This window comes from Skermanella mucosa, from assembly GCF_016765655.2.
GTDB classification, from domain to species: Bacteria; Pseudomonadota; Alphaproteobacteria; order Azospirillales; family Azospirillaceae; genus Skermanella; species Skermanella mucosa.
The window spans coordinates 622,329-638,654 of the sequence record NZ_CP086106.1; the positions used below are offsets into that span (position 1 = coordinate 622,329).

Sequence of the window (16,326 nt, forward strand, 5' to 3'; positions counted from 1 at the left end):
CCAAGCCGCGTTCTTGTTCTTGGAATCGTTGGAAAGCGGTTGCGACACTATCGCCGCACGCGCGCTACCGAAGAACTCTATCGTATGGGGTACGGTCCGAGGTGCCGGCCGGGAATAGGCCCGGCCGGCCAACTCAGGAGCACAGGGATGAAAAGGACATCCACACTCCTGTGGCTCGATCTCAGGATCTGGCGGATTTCCATCCGCCTTCTCGTGACTCGGGCCTAGGAGGCGCCGGGGGGTGAGCTGAACACCTCCCGGCAGCCTCTTTCTACCCGAACTCCCCCGAAATTGCAATTGCCTCCCCATCACGCCGCCCGCTTCGGAGAGGCCGGCGCGCTGCTCCCCGGCACCAGGTCGACCACCTTCAGGACCGTCCGGATGCGCTGCCTGGTGCCGTCCTGGAAGGCGATGGTGGTGTCCACGTCGATGCTGGGCCGGCCGGCATAGATCGCGTCGATGATGGTCCCGTACTTCTCCGCGATCACGCCGCGCCGCACCTTGCGGGTCCGGGTCAGCTCGCCGTCGTCGGCGTCCAGCTCCTTGTAGAGCAGCAGGAACTTGGCGATGCGCTGGGCTTCGGGCAGGGTCGCGTTGACCGTCTCCACTTCGCGCCGGATCATCTCGTAGACCTCCGGCCGGCTCGACAGGTCGGTGTATGTCGTGAAGGAGATCCGGTTCTTCTCCGCCCACTTGGACACGATCGGGAAGCGGATGCAGATCATCGCGGCGAGATAGTCGCGCTGGTCGCCCAGGATCACCGCCTCGGCGACATAGGGGCTGAACTTCAGCTTGTTCTCGATGTACTGGGGCGAGAACCGGTCGCCCCGCCCGGTGGTGGCGATGTCCTTGATCCGGTCGATCACCACCAGATGCCCGCGCTTGTCGAAATAGCCGGCGTCTCCGGTATGCATCCAGCCGTCGCGGATATCCGCCGCCCCCGCCGCCTCGTTGCGGAAATAGCCCGCGAACATGTTGGGGTGCCGGGTCACGATCTCGCCGACGCCGTTGTGGTCGGGGTTGTCGATCCGGACTTCGATGTCCTTGCCGAACGGCTTGCCGACGGTGTCGAAATCCACGTCGCCCTGGGCATGGATCGTATAGGCCCCCAGCGTCTCGGTCTGCCCATAGAGCTGGCGCAACGGTACGCCCATCGCCATGAAGAAGCGGAAGGTCTCCGGCCCCAGCGCCGCCCCGCCGGTCGCGGCGGAGCGCAGGTTGGAGAATCCCAGCCGGTCGCGCAGCGCGCGGAACAGCAGCAGGTCGGCCAGCCAGGACCGCTTGCCCTTGTCCAGCGCCTCCAGCCCCACCTTCATCCCGTACTCGTACAGGCGCCGCTTGAGCGGCGAGGCGTCCATGATCCGGGCGCGCACGTCGGCCGCGATCTGCTCCCACACCCGCGGGGCGAACAGCACGAAGGTCGGCCCGACCTCGCGGAAGTCGTGCATCATCGTCTCGGGTTCCTCGACGAAGTTCACGGTCATCCGGCTCAGCAGCGCCTTCCCCAGCACATAGACCTGCTCCATGATCCAGGGCAGCGGCAGCACCGAGACATACTCGTCGCGCGGCCCCTTGGCATCGACGTCCAGGTAGCTGGCGCAGTGCCGGATCACGCGCCCCGCCGGCAGCATCGCCAGCTTGGGGTTGGCCGTCGTGCCCGACGTGGTGCACAGCACCGCCACGTCCTCGCCGCGTCCGGCCGCCACCAGCTCGTCGTACAGGCCGGGAAACTCCGACGCGACCGCGTCGCCGTGGTGCATCAGCTCGGTCACGGAGATCAGCCGCGGGTCGGAATGCTTCCGCATGCCGCGCGGGTCGCTGTAGACGATCAGCTTCACGGTGGCGATCCGGTCGCCCAGTTCCAGCAGCTTGTCGACCTGCTCCTCGTCCTCGGCGAACATGACCTTGGCGTCGCTGTAGGTCACGAGATACGCGATCTCCTCGTCCAGCGCGTCCCGGTACATGCCCAGGCTCATGGCGCCCACGGCATGGGCGGCGATCTCGGCGCAGACCCAGTCCGGCCGGTTGTCGCCGACGATCCCGACCACGTCGCCCCGGCCGACGCCGTAATGGTGCAGCCCCAGCGCGAAACCCTTGACCCGCGCCTGGTACTGGCTCCAGCTCAGGCTGTGCCAGATCCCCAGGTCCTTGACCCGGAGCGCCACCTCGTCCGGATGGTTGCGCGCGTGGACCTGGAGCAGCTTCGGGAAAGTGTCGAACAGCGACAGGTCGGGCAGCCCGTTGACCGTTCCGGCGTCCATCACGCCACCTTCCCGGCCGGCACGGCCACGTCGTCCTCGTCGCTCAGCACGTCGTCGGCCTCGCCCAGGTAGGCCCGCTTGACATGCGCGTTCGCCAGGACCTCCTCCGGATAGCCCTCGGCGATCTTCTTGCCGAAATCCAGCACCATCACCCGGTGGGAGATGTCCATGACCACGCCCATGTCGTGCTCGATCATCACGACGGTCATGCCGTACTCCTCGTTCAGATCGACGATGTAGCGGGCCATGTCCTCCTTCTCCTCCAGGTTCATGCCGGCCATCGGCTCGTCCAGCAGGATCAGGTCCGGCTTCAGCGCCATGGCGCGGGCCAGCTCGACCCGCTTGCGCAACCCATAGGAAAGCGTGCCGGCGACCGCCTTTCGGACATGCTGGATGTCCAGGAAATTGATGATCTCCTCGATCTCGCGGCGGTGCTCCAGCTCCTCCTTCCGCGCGCCGGTGAACCAGTACAGCGCGCCGGTCAGGAAGTTGTTCTTCATCAGGTGGTGGCGCCCGACCATGATGTTGTCGAGCACCGTCATGTGCCCGAACAGCGCCAGGTTCTGGAACGTGCGGCCGATGCCGATCTCGGCCCGGTGGTTGGGCGTCATCCGCGTGATATCCCGTCCCTTGAACAGGATCTGGCCCTCGGTCGGGCTGTACCGGCCGGAAATGCAATTGACCATGGAGGTCTTGCCGGCCCCGTTGGGACCGATGATCGAGAACAGCTCGCCCTTGTCGATGCTGAAGCTCACATCCGTCAGCGCGCGCACACCGCCGAACCGCAGCGACACATGTCGGGCTTCGAAAATGGGCGTATCGGCTTTCACCGCGCGTCCTCCCTGTCACGTTCTTATTGGGCGTACCTTTTTCGTTCGTACGACCGTTGCGCAGCAAGGTGCGATACCGGCTCCCTAAATTCAAGATGAATAGCTTGCACCCGGAAGTTCCCGGCAAGGGCGCAGAGCATCCCTGCCGGAAAACCGCGCCTGCCTGGTTTGGGACATTGAAGCGCAGCGGCAAAGAGCCTCATCGCGCATCCGGCAAGAGCCCGGCAAAACTGCCGGCAGGCCAAAACAGTCGGCAGGCATCGAGTCCAAGGGGCTGAAGTCCTGCAATAAACCTGGCAATAAACCTAATAGAGAGGATCTAGCCGTGCTTGAAGCCTATCGCCAGCATGTCGCTGAGCGTGCCGCACTCGGGATTTCGCCGCTGCCGCTGTCCGCCAAGCAGACCGAGGAACTGATCGGCCTGCTGAAGGCCCCCCCCGCGGGCGAGGAGCAATTCCTGGTCGATCTGGTGACCTACCGCGTGCCGGCGGGCGTCGACGATGCCGCCAAGGTCAAGGCCGCCTTCCTGGCCCAGGTCGCCAAGGGGGAGGAGTCCTGCGCGCTGATCTCCAGGGTCAAGGCGACGGAACTGCTCGGCACCATGCTCGGGGGCTTCAACATCAGTCCGCTGATCGGCCTGCTGGCCGACGCCGAATGCGGCGCGGCCGCGGCGGAGGGGCTGAAGACGACCCTCCTCATGTTCGATTACTTCCACGACGTCAAGGAACTGGCCGACCAGGGCAACGCCAACGCCCGGGCGGTGATGCAGTCCTGGGCCGATGCCGAGTGGTTCACCTCGCGTCCGGAGGTTCCGGAAAGCCTCACCCTGACCATCTTCAAGGTGACCGGGGAGACCAACACCGACGATCTGTCGCCGGCCCCCGATGCCTGGTCGCGCCCGGACATCCCGCTGCATGCGCTCGCCATGCTGAAGAACCCCCGCCCCGGCATCGAGCCGGACGAGCCCGGCGCCCGCGGCCCGGTACGGCAGCTCGAGTCGCTGAAGGCCAAGGGCAATCTGGTGGCCTATGTCGGCGACGTGGTCGGCACCGGCTCGTCGCGCAAGTCCGCCACCAACTCCGTGCTCTGGTGGACCGGCGAGGACATCGCCTATGTCCCGAACAAGCGTTTCGGCGGCGTCTGCCTGGGCAGCAAGATCGCGCCGATCTTCTACAACACCATGGAGGACGCGGGCGCGCTGCCGATCGAGCTGGACGTCTCCCGGATGGAGATGGGCGACGTCGTCGAGCTGCGCCCCTATGAAGGCAAGGCCCTGAAGGACGGCGAGGTGATCGCCGAGTTCAAGGTCAAGTCCGACGTGATCTTCGACGAGGTCCGGGCCGGCGGCCGCATCCCGCTGATCATCGGCCGCGGCCTGACGGCCCGCGCCCGCGAGGCGCTGGGCTTGGAGCCGTCCACCCTGTTCCGGCTGCCGTCTGCCCCGGCCGACAGCGGCAAGGGCTTTTCGCTGGCCCAGAAGATGGTCGGCCGCGCCTGCGGCGTGCCGGACGGGCAGGGCATCCGCCCCGGCACCTATTGCGAGCCGAGGATGACCACCGTCGGTTCGCAGGACACCACCGGCCCGATGACCCGGGACGAGCTGAAGGACCTGGCCTGCCTGGGCTTCTCCGCCGATCTCGTGATGCAGTCCTTCTGCCACACCGCGGCATATCCCAAGCTGGTGGACGTGAAGATGCACCACGAGCTGCCGACCTTCATCGCCACCCGCGGCGGCGTGTCCCTGCGGCCGGGCGACGGCATCATCCACTCCTGGCTGAACCGCCTGCTGATGCCCGACACCGTCGGCACCGGCGGCGACAGCCACACGCGCTTCCCGATCGGCATCTCCTTCCCGGCCGGCTCCGGCCTGGTGGCCTTCGCCGCCGCCACCGGCGTGATGCCGCTGGACATGCCTGAAAGCGTGCTGGTGCGCTTCACCGGCACCATGCAGCCGGGCGTCACGCTGCGCGACCTTGTCAACGCGATCCCCCTCTACGCCATCCGCCAGGGCCTGCTGACGGTCGAGAAGAAGGGCAAGAAGAACATCTTCTCCGGCCGCATCCTGGAGATCGAGGGGCTGCCCGACCTGAAGGTCGAGCAGGCGTTCGAGCTGAGCGACGCATCGGCCGAACGGTCCGCCGCCGCCTGCACGGTGCGCCTCAACGAGGAGCCGATCATCGAGTACATGCGCTCCAACATCACGCTGATGCGCTGGATGATCGCCAACGGTTACCAGGATCGCCGCACGCTGGAGCGCCGCATCAAGTCGATGGAGGCCTGGATCGCCGATCCGCAGCTCCTGCAACCCGATGCCGACGCCGAGTATGCCGCCGTCATCGAGATCGACCTGGCCGACATCCGGGAGCCGATCGTCGCCTGCCCGAACGATCCGGACGACGTCAAGCCGCTGTCGGAGGTCGCGGGCGACGTAATCGACGAGGTCTTCATCGGCTCGTGCATGACCAACATCGGCCACTTCCGCGCCGCCGGCAAGGTGCTGGACGGCAGGTCCGACATCCCGACCCGGCTGTGGATCGCGCCGCCGACCAAGATGGACGCCATGATCCTGAACGAGGAGGGCTATTACAGCGTCCTCGGCAAGTCGGGCGCGCGGATGGAGATGCCGGGCTGCTCGCTGTGCATGGGCAACCAGGCGCAGATCCGCAAGGGCTCGACGGCCATGTCCACCTCGACCCGCAACTTCCCGAACCGCCTGGGCATCGACACCCGCGTCTATCTCGGCTCGGCCGAGCTGGCCGCGGTGTGCGCGCTGATGGGCAGGATCCCGACCGTGGCCGAGTACATGGAGCAGGTCAGCATCGTCAACCAGAAGGCCGCCGACATCTACCGCTACATGAACTTCGACCAGATCCCCGCCTTCCGCGAGATCGCGGACACGGTCGCGGTCGCCTGACCGGATCGGATACGCGCGCAACAGCCCCCGCCGGGAAACCGGCGGGGGCTTCGTTTTTTCGGGAGCGCGCAGGCATGGGGCGCCGCGTCCCGAAGCGCGGAAACCCTCGCGATCGGTCCGCTGGTAATACCACTCGCACACCGCTGTCGTTTGCCAGCGTGCCGATTTTGCGCTAGATCATTGCAACGCAAAAAAAAGGTTTCGGTCACATGTCGATCCAAACCTCCGCCGGTTGCAAAGCAATGGAGGAGTTCCCGTGACAACATTCACCGGTCATGACTCGCTGAAGACGCGCCGCACCCTCGACGTGGGGGGCAAGTCGTATGATTACTTCAGCCTGAAGGCGGCCGAGCAGGCCGGCCTCGGCGATCTCTCCACGCTTCCCTTCTCGCTCAAGGTCCTGCTCGAGAACCTGCTGCGCTTCGAGGACGGGCGCACGGTCTCGGTCAACGACGTCAAGGCGGTGGCCGAGTGGCTGAAGGCCCGGCGCAGCGACACCGAGATCGCCTACCGTCCGGCCCGCGTCCTGATGCAGGACTTCACCGGCGTCCCCGCCGTGGCGGACCTCGCCGCCATGCGCGAGGCGGTGAAGACGCTGGGCGGCGAAGTATCGCGGATCAATCCGCTCTGCGCGGTCGACCTCGTCATCGACCACTCGGTCACGGTGGACGAGTTCGGCGGTCCCGACAGCTTCAAGAAGAACGTCGAGCTGGAGTTCGAGCGCAACCAGGAGCGCTACGCCTTTCTGCGCTGGGGCCAGACCGCGTTCAACAATTTCCGCGTCGTGCCGCCCGGCACCGGCATCTGCCACCAGGTCAACGTCGAATACCTGGCCCAGACCGTCTGGACCGACACCGACCAGGGCACCGGCAAGACCGTGGCCTACCCCGACACCCTCGTCGGCACCGACAGCCACACCACAATGGTGAACGGCCTCGCGGTGCTGGGCTGGGGCGTCGGCGGCATCGAGGCGGAAGCGGCCATGCTCGGCCAGCCGATCTCCATGCTGATCCCCGAGGTCGTCGGCTTCAAGCTGACCGGCAAGCTGAAGGAAGGCACCACCGCGACCGACCTGGTGCTGACCGTCACCCAGATGCTGCGCAAGAAGGGCGTCGTCGGCAAGTTCGTCGAGTTCTTCGGCCCCGGCCTCGCCGACCTGCCGCTCGCCGACCGCGCCACGATCGCCAACATGGCGCCGGAATACGGCGCCACCTGCGGCATCTTCCCGATCGACGCCGAGACCATCAAGTTCCTGACCTTCACCGGCCGCGACGCCGACCGCGTGGCGCTGGTCGAGGCCTATGCCAAGGCCCAGGGCATGTGGGCCGAGCCGGGCTCGCCGGAGCCGGTCTTCACCGACGTGCTGGAACTGGACCTCGCCTCGGTCGAGCCGTCGCTGGCCGGCCCGAAGCGCCCGCAGGACAAGGTGCTGCTGTCGTCGATGGCGCAGGCCTTCACCAGCGACCTGATCGCCGCCTTCAAGGTGCCGGCCGCCGACATCGACAAGGCGACGCCGGTCAAGGGCGCCGACTACAGCCTGAAACAGGGCGACGTCGTGATCGCCGCCATCACGTCCTGCACCAACACGTCGAACCCCAGCGTGCTGGTCGCCGCCGGCCTCGTCGCCAAGAAGGCGGTCGAGAAGGGCCTGACCTCCAAGCCGTGGGTCAAGACCTCGCTGGCTCCGGGCAGCCAGGTGGTGACCGACTATCTCGCCGCCGCCGGCCTGGACACCTATCTGGACAAGCTGGGCTTCAACCTGGTCGGCTACGGCTGCACCACCTGCATCGGCAACTCCGGCCCGCTGCCGGAGGCGATCTCCGCCGCGGTGGAGGAGGGTGACCTCGTGGTCGCCGCCGTCCTGTCGGGCAACCGCAACTTCGAAGGCCGCGTCAACCCGCACACCCGCGCCAACTACCTCGCGTCGCCGCCGCTCTGCGTCGCCTACGCGCTGGCCGGCAACGTCAAGGTCGATCTGGTCAACGATCCGATCGGCACGGGCAGCGACGGCCAGCCGGTGTACCTGAAGGACATCTGGCCGACCAACCAGGAGATCGCGGACACGATCCAGGCGTCCCTGACCCCGGCGATGTTCCGCGACCGCTACAGCGACGTGTTCGCCGGCCCGGAGGAGTGGCGCAGCATCGCCACCGCGACCGGCCAGACCTACAGCTGGGCCGAGGGCTCGACCTACGTCAAGCTGCCGCCGCTGTTCGAGGACATGAAGCCGGAGCCGCAGCCGGTCTCCGACGTCCACGACGCCCGCCCGCTGGCGATCCTGGGCGACTCGATCACGACCGACCACATCTCCCCGGCCGGTTCGATCAAGAAGGACAGCCCCGCCGGCGAATACCTGCTGGGCTATCAGGTGCGGCCGACCGACTTCAACAGCTACGGCGCCCGCCGCGGCAACCATGAAGTCATGATGCGCGGCACCTTCGCCAACATCCGCATCAAGAACGAGATGGTACCCGGCACCGAGGGCGGCGTCACGAAGCACGTCCCGTCGGGCGAGGTGATGCCGATCTACACCGCCGCCATGCGCTACGCCGACGAGGGCACGCCCCTGGTCGTGGTGGCCGGCAAGGAGTACGGCACCGGCTCGTCCCGCGACTGGGCGGCCAAGGGCACCCGCCTGCTGGGCGTCAAGGCCGTGCTCGCCGAGAGCTTCGAGCGCATCCACCGCTCCAACCTGATCGGCATGGGCATCCTCGCCCTGCAGTTCAAGGACGGCATGTCGCGCCAGAGCCTGAAGCTGGACGGCACGGAGATCTTCGACATCACCGGCGTGGAGGCGGGCCTGACCCCGCGCAAGGACATCGACGTCAAGATCACCCGCGCCGACGGCACGTCCGAGACAATCCAGGTGACCCTGCGCATCGACACCCTGGACGAGGTCGAGTACTACAAGAACGGCGGTATCCTTCAGTACGTGCTGCGCAGCATGATGAAGCAGGCGGCGTAAGCCTCCGGCTTCGACCGAAGCATCGATCCGGAAGGGCCCCGCGGCGTCGAGCCGCGGGGCCTTTTGCATGGTTCAAGTCCGAGATCGAGCAATTTGACAATGACCATTGATGACTCCGCACGGACAGCTTGGAGGGTGCGCGTCCCGCGCACCACGGGCGGCGGGACGCCGCCCCTCCGCATAAGGCTCTGCCGCTTCGCTCCTGCCGATCGAACTTAGGAAGCCGCAGGTCGCGGCCAAGTTGCCGCATTGACTCTCCCCTGCGTGGGGCTCATGCCGGGGTGCCATGACAGCGCGCCCATGAACAAGGAGCAACGGTCATGCCCGTCCTCGACGGTATGCCGGCGGAGGAAAAGCGCCGCCGGTTCGCCGAAATGATCTCCCGCATGACCGCGGAGCGCTTCCCCGACGAGGCCGATCTCCCCTTCGCCATCGCCGCCGTCGGCGCCCTGTCCGGCAGCCGCTTCTTCGGCGTCCGCTACAAGGCCGAAGCGGCCGGCACCCGCGCCTGGGTCGCCCGGCCGCACGGTCCCGAGCGCACCGAGGTCTGGGACCCGGCGGCCCTTGCCTTCACCTGGAACTACTCGGACTCGCTGCCCGGCGGAGTGGAGGCCTTCACCCCGGACGAAGCCGGCATGGCGCGGCTGCACGCCCTGTTCAACGCCAGGGGCAACGACCTGACCGCCCTGGGCCGCCGCATCCACGCCCTGCTGACCGGCACCGAACCGGACGACGACTGACCCCGACCCGGCGAAGGGAGACTCAGGCCCAGCTTGGCGGGACGGAAATGCCTGGAACGTGGAGGTTGTCGATTGCCATGACTGATCGATCGCGGAACGTGACGCCCGGCATGATCCTCAAGGACGATTTCCTCGATGCGATCGGGATCACTCCCGCCGAACTGGCGTCTGCCACGACAATTTCGGAAGAGAGCCTGAACGACATGATCGCCGGCCGGTGCGACGTAACCGCGGAAGCCGACCTGCGCCTCTGCCGTTATTTCGGATTGACCGATGGTTACTGGCTCCGCTTGCAAGTAGCCCATGATCTGTTTGCGGCACGTCAGCGTATCGGAGCCGAAATCGCCAGGATCACGCCGAGAGCGGCATGAATCCCATCGAGCGCTGCACGCCCTGGGCCGCCGCATCCACGACTTGGTGACCGGCACCGAACCGGACAACGGCTGAGCCCAACCGGCCGAAGGGTGGGCTCAAGCCCCGAGCGTGGTCTTCAACGCCCTGCCGATCTCCGCGATGGCTGCGTTGCGGTCGTCGAAAGACGCCTTCGTCTCCGTCATGTAGATGCTCACGATCACCGGCTTCCGGCCGGGCGGCCAGATCACGGCGACATCGTTCATCGTTCCGTAATCGCCTCCGCCCGTCTTGTCGCCGATGCGCCAGTCCTTCGGCAGGCCCGCGCGAAGCTTCGCGTCCCCCGTCTTGTTGGACACGAGCCACGCCGTCAGCCGGTCGCGCGACGGCGGGGACAGGGTATCCCCCAGGACGAGCGACTCCAGGTTGGCGACCATGGCGGCCGGCGACGTGGTGTCGCGGGGATCGCCGGGCGTCGCCTCGTTCAGGTCGGTCTCCCGTCGGTCCAGCCGGGTCACGGCGTCTCCGAGCGACCGCGCGAATTCGGTCACCCCGGCAGGCCCGCCGAGACTGTCCAGGATGATGTTGCCGGCCGTGTTGTCGCTCCGGGTCATGGCCGCCTCGCAGATTTCCGCGAGCGTGATTCCTTCGCCGCCGACCCTGTCCTGGGTCACGGGGGAGTATGTCACCACATCGCCGGCCTCGAACCGGATGCGCCGCTCCAGGTCTTCCCGGCCCGCGTCCACCTTCGCAAGCACGGCCCCGCAGGCGATCGCCTTGAACGTGCTGCACAGGGGAAAACGCTCGTCCGCGCGATGGGTCCAGCGGCGCCCCGAATCGGTATCCAGGATGGCGGCCCCAAACCGGGCGCCCAGCCTCCGTTCGACCTCGACCAGCTTTCCAGCCAAGTCGTCACCGGCGCTCGGCGCCGCCAGGACAAAGCCCGGGCGCGCGATCACGCTTCCAGCCACCAGGGAACCGACCATCGCCGAAAAACTACGCCGCGTCAGCGTCAACCGCATCCCGCACTCCAAGCCACGTTGATATTGCCCGCCGGCGTTTCTGCATCCTTGAATTGCCGACGCGCGGGAAGATAGTGGACCGCGCCGGTTACGGCAAACATCCATGAGGGTCTCGCGACCGGCGTATCGTCGTCGCCGGCATCGCGCTATCCTCGCACCCGAACGATACCTGTTCCGAGCTTCACCGGGATGCCCATGCCCCTATTGCCCCAGCAGATCGCTCCCGTGGACGAACGGCAGGCAGCACTGACCGAAGCGCATCTGTCCGACCGCATCGGCGCCCTTATGGACTATTTCCTGGCATTGCGGGCGGAGACCGACGCGGTCCTGGCGCCCAGGCTCGCGGCGGCGGCCGGAAAGCCTTACCCGTACGGACGGTGCGCGGAAATCAACAGCGACCTGTTCGCCCGGATGGCCGGGCGCGTCAAGCAACCGGCCACGGACGTGGAACGGACCCTTCATGACTTCGTCTCGCAGGGGGGAGTTATCCGAACGGTCTGGGGCGTCCTGCGCGGGCAGTATTTCCAGAACGCCATCCAGTTCGGCGGCCTCTATGTCGATGTCTCCAACGACACCGTCGTGGTGACCAAGCCCAAGGTGGAGATCCTGCCGATCGCGGAGTCCGGGCTGGTCCCGGTGCGCGACCTCGCGCATTTCCGGGCCACGGCGGAGTCCTACTGGGGAGCGGCGATCTACGCCAACCATCTGGTGCCGTCCCTCGCCCCGCTGCTGCCGATGATCTCGGCCAGCCCGGGCCGTCTGCGGCCGGGGATGCAGTCGGCCTGCGACTACATGATCGCCCTGATGTGCCGCGACGGGTTCCGGCAGGCGGAGGACTGGCTGCGCGATGGCCCGACCCCGCCGCCGGAGATCGCGGCGGCGGTTCTTGCGTCCATCCCCCCCGACCTGCGCGCCCGGACCGCCGACGGCAGGACCGAGGCGCTCGACGCCTGCCGCTGGGCTCGCGCCTCCGGCTGTGACCGGGACCAAGGCTGGCGCGACGTTCGGGTGAGCGAATACCTGCGTACCGTGCGCACTTAAGGGGTCACGCACTTAAGGGGTCAGGGCGGATAGCGGCCCGTACCGCGTCACGCAGACGAAGCCTCCCTCCGCATGGCCCCCGCCCAGGCCGCCATTTGCGACGCTGACGGTGGTGCCGTCCGGCTTGTCGATCTGGATGCCGCCTTCGAAACGGCGCATGGACGCGATCCCGGTCTCGTCGAAGATCGGCACGCCGTTCTGCCAGCAGCGTATCAGCCGAACGTCATCAAGAACACCGAGCAGAACCACCAGGCGAATTGTCCGTGCAGCGCGCTTCATTTTCCGGCATGCCTGCCACCCCCCGCCGGCGACCCGCACGGCCATTGGTAAAACGCGCCGGCCCCTCTATAACGAATTCCATGCCCGATACCCGATCCTCCGCCATGACGCTGCTGGTGACCGCGATCACCGCGCTCGGCCCCCTCACCATGTCCATGTACGCGCCGTCCATGCCGACCATCGCCCAGGCGCTGGACACCACTGCGGGCATGGTCCAGGTGACCCTCAGCATCTATCTCACCGGGTTCGCGGTCGGCCAGCTCGTCTACGGCCCGCTGTCGGACCGGTTCGGCCGGCGGCGCGTGCTCCTGCTCGGGCTGGTCGTGTTCATCGCCGGGTCGGTCGGCTGCGGCCTCGCCGGCGACATCGAGACGCTGATCGCGGCCCGGCTGGTCCAGGCGCTGGGCGCCGCCGCCGGTCCCGCGCTGGGCCGCGCCATGGTCCGCGACATCTATACCCGGGAGCAGGCGGCGCGGGTGCTGTCCTTCATCGGCATGGCGCTGGCCGTGGCCCCGGCGATCGGGCCGGTGCTCGGCGGCTATCTCCAGGTCTGGTTCGACTGGCACGCGATCTTCGCCGTGCTCGGCGCCTTCGGGCTGACGCTGCTGGTCGTCGTCGCGTTCCGCATGCCGGAGACGAACCCCGTGCCGGACTATCAGGCCCTGCGCCCGTCGCGCATGGCCTCCAACTACGCCGACCTGATGCGGCACGGCCGCTATGTCGGCTACATGGCGGTGGGTGCCGTGACGCTGGGCGGGCTGTTCACCTTCTATGCTGTGGCGCCCTTCATCTTCATCGACCTGATCGGGCTGTCGCCGGAGCAGTACGGCTGGACCACCAGCATCACCGTCGTCGGTTACCTGATCGGCGGGGTCGCCGCCAACCGGCTGGTCGGGCGCCTGGGCATCGATCGCATGATCATGATCAGCACGGCGCTGGTGGTCGGCGGGGCCGGGCTGATGCTGGCTTTCAGCCTTGTCCACATCATTACCATCGCCAGCGTGATCGGCCCCATGGCGCTCTGGACCATGGGAATGGGCATCGCCTTGCCCAACTCCATGGCCGGCGCCATGAGCCCGTTCCCCCGGATCGCGGGGGCCGCGTCCGCCCTGATGGGGTTCATGCAGATGGCGGTCGGGACGGTCGGCAGCATCGCCGTCGCCCGGCTCAGCGACGGGACCGCGCTGGCCCCGGCGCTGGCACTGCTGGCGTTCTCCCTGGTCGGCTACGGGCTCTACTGGCGGCTGGTCTGGTGCCGCCGCGGTTCCTCCGGGACCCGGCCGGGAGCGGCGCCATGACCCCCCGGGCGCGTCCGCTGGTGGTCACCGGCCTGCCGGCCGCGGCGCTGGAACTGCGGGAGAGCGTGCGGGCGACCCGGCTGACGCTCCGGGTCGATCCCAGCCGGGACGTCATCCAGGTCGTCGTCCCGGTCGGCGTCAGCGAGGCGGAGGCCGCGCGCTTCGTCGGGCGGCACGCCGAATGGGTGCGCGGCCGCCTCGCCGCGATGCCGCCGCGCCGTCCCTTCGCCGAGGGCTCCACCGTCCCGGTGCTCGGAATCGACCACGTGATCCGCCACGCCGCCGGCTACCGGGGCGCCACGCACCGGGCCGCCGGGGAGATCCGGGTCGGCGGCGAGCCCGAGTTCGTCGCCCGCCGGGTGCGCGACTTCCTGATGCAGGAGGCCCGGACCGAGCTGGCGCGCCGTTCCCGGGCCAAGGCGGCGACCATCGGCAAGCGGGTCGCCGCGGTGACCGTGCGCGACACCCGCAGCCGCTGGGGAAGCTGCGCCTCCTCCGGCCGGCTGTCCTTCTCCTGGCGGCTGATCCTGACGCCCGAGGCCGTGTTCGACTATGTCGTGGCCCACGAGGTCGCCCATCTGCGCGAGATGAACCACGGCGCCCGCTTCTGGGCGCTGGTCGCGACCCTGACGCCCGAGGTCGAGGCCCCGCGCGCCTGGCTCAAGGCCAACGGCGCCTCTCTCCTCCGCTTCGGCTGACCCAAATCCCCCGACTTCAGGTTTCTGTTTTCTGGTTTCTGACTTCTGACCCCTGCCCCCAAGGCCGCCATGCCCCGCCCCGACAGCCGAGCGATCGCCGTCCTGCTGACCCTGCTGGTCGCGTTCGGGCCGCTCTCCACCGACCTTTACCTGCCGTCGCTGCCGACGCTGGTCCGCGTCTTCGGCAGCGACATCGCGACGGTCCAGCTGACGCTCAGCGTCTTCCTCGTCGGCTTCGCGGTGTCCCAGCTCGTCTACGGGCCGCTGTCCGACCGGTTCGGCCGTCGGCCGGTGCTGATCGGCGGCATCGTGGTGTTCGTGGTCGCCAGCGCCGCCTGCACGCTCGCCGACTCGATCGAGCAGCTGATCGCGGCGCGCTTCTTCCAGGCGCTGGGGTCGTGCTGCGGTCCCGTCCTGGGGCGCGCCGTGGTCCGCGACGTCTACGGGCGGGAGCGGGCGGCCTCCGTCCTGGCCTATATGGCGATGGCGATGGCGCTGGCCCCGGCGGTCGGGCCGGCGATCGGCGGCTACCTGACCGTGCTGTTCGGCTGGCGGACCAACTTCGTGTTCCTGACCCTCTTCGGCATCGCGATCCTGGCCGCCGTCTGGCTGATGCTGGAGGAGACCAACCGGCGGCGCGATCCCACGGCGCTGATGCCGCGCCGGCTTGTCTCTAACTACGCGTCGCTGGCGCGCAGCCGGACCTTCGCCGGCTATACCCTGTGCCTGGCCGCGATCTACAGCGGGATGTTCGCCTTCATCTCCGGCTCGTCCTTCGTCCTGATCGAGCAGTTCGGCCTGTCGCCGGAACGCTACGGCATGGCCTTCGGGGTGATCGTCGTGGGCTTCATGGTCGGGACCTTCAGCGCCGGCCGGCTGACCCGGCGGCTCGGGGTGGATCGGCTGATCGGGGCCGGCTCGACCCTGTCCGGGCTGTGCGGCCTCGCCGGGCTGGCGCTGGCGCTGGCGCGGGTGGACCACACGGCGGCGATCCTGGCGCCCATGTTCGGCTTCATGATCGGGGCCGGGCTGCTGATGCCCAACGCCCAGGCCGGCGGGCTGGGGCCGTTCCCGACCATGGCGGGCACGGCCTCGGCCCTGATGGGCTTCACCCAGATGGGGCTGGCGGCGGCGTCGGGCATCCTGGTCGGGGCCCTCCAGGACGGGACCCAGGTTCCCATGATGGCCTCGGTCTGCGCGGGCGCGCTGGTCGCCGCGGCCTCCTACCGCTTCCTGGTCCGCCGATAGGGTTCGCTTGTAGCCTCGGCCGATCGATGGTGGCGGACCGCCGGGCGGATTGGCTACACTCGGCGCCGGCCGCACAGCGGTACCCCTTCAGCGCCCTTCAGCGATGGAAGAACACGCCATGAAGAAGATACTGGCCGCGTGCCTGCTCGCTCTCGCTTTCGCGTTGCCCGCCCCGGCGGGTGCGCAGACCGTGCTGTTCCAGGCGCCGCCGATCATCAAGGCGGCGGTCGAGAACAACTACGAGACCATGCGCTCGCTGCTGGTCAAGGGCACCAGCGCCAACACCGCCGACGGCAACGGCAAGACCCCGCTGATCTACGCGGTGGCGGCATCCAACGCCGACATGGTCCATCTCCTGCTGGAGAACAAGGCTAATCCCAACCAGGCCGACAAGAGCGGCAACGGCCCGCTGTTCTGGGCGGCGGGGCAGGGCGACCCGGCCGTGATCGACCTGCTGGTCAAGGGCGGCGCCCGGATCGACCAGGAGAACCGGCAGGGCGCCACCCCGCTGATGGAGGCGGCCCGCACCGGCAAGCTGGAGGCGGTCCAGAGGCTGCTGGCCGCCGGGGCGACGGTGGACCAGGCGGATTTCACCGGGCGCAGCGCGCTCGACTGGGCGCAGGACGGACGCAGCCAGCGGGTCATCGCGGCGCTGCGTCAGGCCGGCGCCCGCTGACCG

13 protein-coding genes are annotated in these 16,326 nt (G+C 68.0%); 9 read left to right on the forward strand and 4 right to left on the reverse strand.

Annotation, left to right across the window (positions count from 1 at the left end):
• Positions 1-308: 308 nt before the first annotated feature.
• Both JL100_RS02865 and JL100_RS02870 read right to left on the reverse strand, forming a co-directional pair.
• Positions 309-2,261 carry a long-chain fatty acid--CoA ligase gene (locus JL100_RS02865; protein WP_202682918.1) on the reverse strand — a complete coding sequence of 651 codons (1,953 nt, stop codon included), beginning with the start codon at positions 2,259-2,261 and terminating at the stop codon, positions 309-311.
• The gene (locus JL100_RS02870; protein WP_202682788.1) at positions 2,261-3,091 is read right to left on the reverse strand and encodes an ABC transporter ATP-binding protein; all 831 of its coding nucleotides are present in this window, start codon (positions 3,089-3,091) and stop codon (positions 2,261-2,263) included. Before JL100_RS02870 ends, JL100_RS02865 begins: the two co-directional genes overlap by 1 nt.
• A 325-nt stretch (positions 3,092-3,416) precedes the next feature.
• On the opposite strand from JL100_RS02870, the gene acnB reads away from it, so the two are divergent.
• The 4 genes from acnB (at position 3,417) to JL100_RS02890 (ending at position 10,081) form a co-directional block, all read left to right on the forward strand.
• A complete protein-coding gene (gene acnB / locus JL100_RS02875) occupies positions 3,417-6,005 on the forward strand; it encodes a bifunctional aconitate hydratase 2/2-methylisocitrate dehydratase (RefSeq protein WP_202682790.1) in 2,589 nt (862 codons plus the stop codon).
• 256 nt (positions 6,006-6,261) lie between these two features.
• Positions 6,262-8,970 (forward strand): aconitate hydratase AcnA, encoded by a 2,709-nt coding sequence (gene acnA, locus JL100_RS02880; protein WP_202682792.1) that lies wholly within the window; start codon positions 6,262-6,264, stop codon positions 8,968-8,970.
• A gap of 320 nt (positions 8,971-9,290) precedes the next feature.
• Positions 9,291-9,710, forward strand: a complete 420-nt coding sequence (locus JL100_RS02885) for a hypothetical protein (RefSeq protein WP_202682794.1) — start codon at positions 9,291-9,293, stop codon at positions 9,708-9,710.
• 77 nt (positions 9,711-9,787) lie between these two features.
• Complete coding sequence (locus JL100_RS02890) at positions 9,788-10,081, forward strand: HigA family addiction module antitoxin (protein WP_202682796.1); 294 nt, start codon at positions 9,788-9,790, stop codon at positions 10,079-10,081.
• Between the two features lie 99 nt (positions 10,082-10,180).
• Here JL100_RS02890 and bla read toward each other — a convergent pair whose 3' ends face one another.
• Complete coding sequence (bla, locus tag JL100_RS02895; RefSeq protein ID WP_202682798.1) at positions 10,181-11,083, reverse strand: class A beta-lactamase; 903 nt, start codon at positions 11,081-11,083, stop codon at positions 10,181-10,183.
• Positions 11,084-11,278: 195 nt separating this feature from the next.
• Here bla and JL100_RS02900 point away from each other — a divergent pair, with 195 nt between their 5' ends.
• On the forward strand, positions 11,279-12,124 hold the full coding sequence (locus JL100_RS02900; RefSeq protein ID WP_228421041.1) for a hypothetical protein: 846 nt from the start codon (positions 11,279-11,281) through the stop codon (positions 12,122-12,124).
• Positions 12,125-12,136: 12 nt separating this feature from the next.
• Here JL100_RS02900 and JL100_RS02905 read toward each other — a convergent pair whose 3' ends face one another.
• The gene (locus tag JL100_RS02905) at positions 12,137-12,373 is read right to left on the reverse strand and encodes a hypothetical protein (RefSeq protein WP_202682802.1); all 237 of its coding nucleotides are present in this window, start codon (positions 12,371-12,373) and stop codon (positions 12,137-12,139) included.
• 110 nt (positions 12,374-12,483) lie between these two features.
• Between JL100_RS02905 and JL100_RS02910 the strand changes: the two genes are divergently transcribed.
• From JL100_RS02910 to JL100_RS02925, 4 genes are all read left to right on the forward strand, one after another.
• Positions 12,484-13,701, forward strand: a complete 1,218-nt coding sequence (locus JL100_RS02910) for a multidrug effflux MFS transporter (RefSeq protein ID WP_202682804.1) — start codon at positions 12,484-12,486, stop codon at positions 13,699-13,701.
• Complete coding sequence (locus JL100_RS02915) at positions 13,698-14,399, forward strand: M48 family metallopeptidase (RefSeq protein ID WP_202682805.1); 702 nt, start codon at positions 13,698-13,700, stop codon at positions 14,397-14,399. Before JL100_RS02910 ends, JL100_RS02915 begins: the two co-directional genes overlap by 4 nt.
• Before the next feature lie 69 nt (positions 14,400-14,468).
• Complete coding sequence (locus JL100_RS02920) at positions 14,469-15,647, forward strand: multidrug effflux MFS transporter (RefSeq protein WP_202682806.1); 1,179 nt, start codon at positions 14,469-14,471, stop codon at positions 15,645-15,647.
• Between the two features lie 118 nt (positions 15,648-15,765).
• Positions 15,766-16,323 carry an ankyrin repeat domain-containing protein gene (locus tag JL100_RS02925; RefSeq protein ID WP_202682807.1) on the forward strand — a complete coding sequence of 186 codons (558 nt, stop codon included), beginning with the start codon at positions 15,766-15,768 and terminating at the stop codon, positions 16,321-16,323.
• The last annotated feature ends 3 nt before the right edge of the window (positions 16,324-16,326 follow it).

What these genes read in the sequence shown, in the direction of transcription:
- JL100_RS02865 (WP_202682918.1), bottom strand. Translation starts at nt 2,261, where the DNA reads ATGGACGCCGGAACGGTCAACGGGCTGCCCGACCTGTCGCTGTTCGAC.
- JL100_RS02910 (WP_202682804.1), top strand. Translation starts at nt 12,484, where the DNA reads ATGCCCGATACCCGATCCTCCGCCATGACGCTGCTGGTGACCGCGATC.
- JL100_RS02915 (WP_202682805.1), top strand. Translation starts at nt 13,698, where the DNA reads ATGACCCCCCGGGCGCGTCCGCTGGTGGTCACCGGCCTGCCGGCCGCG.
- JL100_RS02890 (WP_202682796.1), top strand. Translation starts at nt 9,788, where the DNA reads ATGACTGATCGATCGCGGAACGTGACGCCCGGCATGATCCTCAAGGAC.
- JL100_RS02925 (WP_202682807.1), top strand. Translation starts at nt 15,766, where the DNA reads ATGAAGAAGATACTGGCCGCGTGCCTGCTCGCTCTCGCTTTCGCGTTG.
- bla (WP_202682798.1), bottom strand. Translation starts at nt 11,083, where the DNA reads ATGCGGTTGACGCTGACGCGGCGTAGTTTTTCGGCGATGGTCGGTTCC.
- JL100_RS02920 (WP_202682806.1), top strand. Translation starts at nt 14,469, where the DNA reads ATGCCCCGCCCCGACAGCCGAGCGATCGCCGTCCTGCTGACCCTGCTG.
- JL100_RS02900 (WP_228421041.1), top strand. Translation starts at nt 11,279, where the DNA reads ATGCCCCTATTGCCCCAGCAGATCGCTCCCGTGGACGAACGGCAGGCA.
- JL100_RS02885 (WP_202682794.1), top strand. Translation starts at nt 9,291, where the DNA reads ATGCCCGTCCTCGACGGTATGCCGGCGGAGGAAAAGCGCCGCCGGTTC.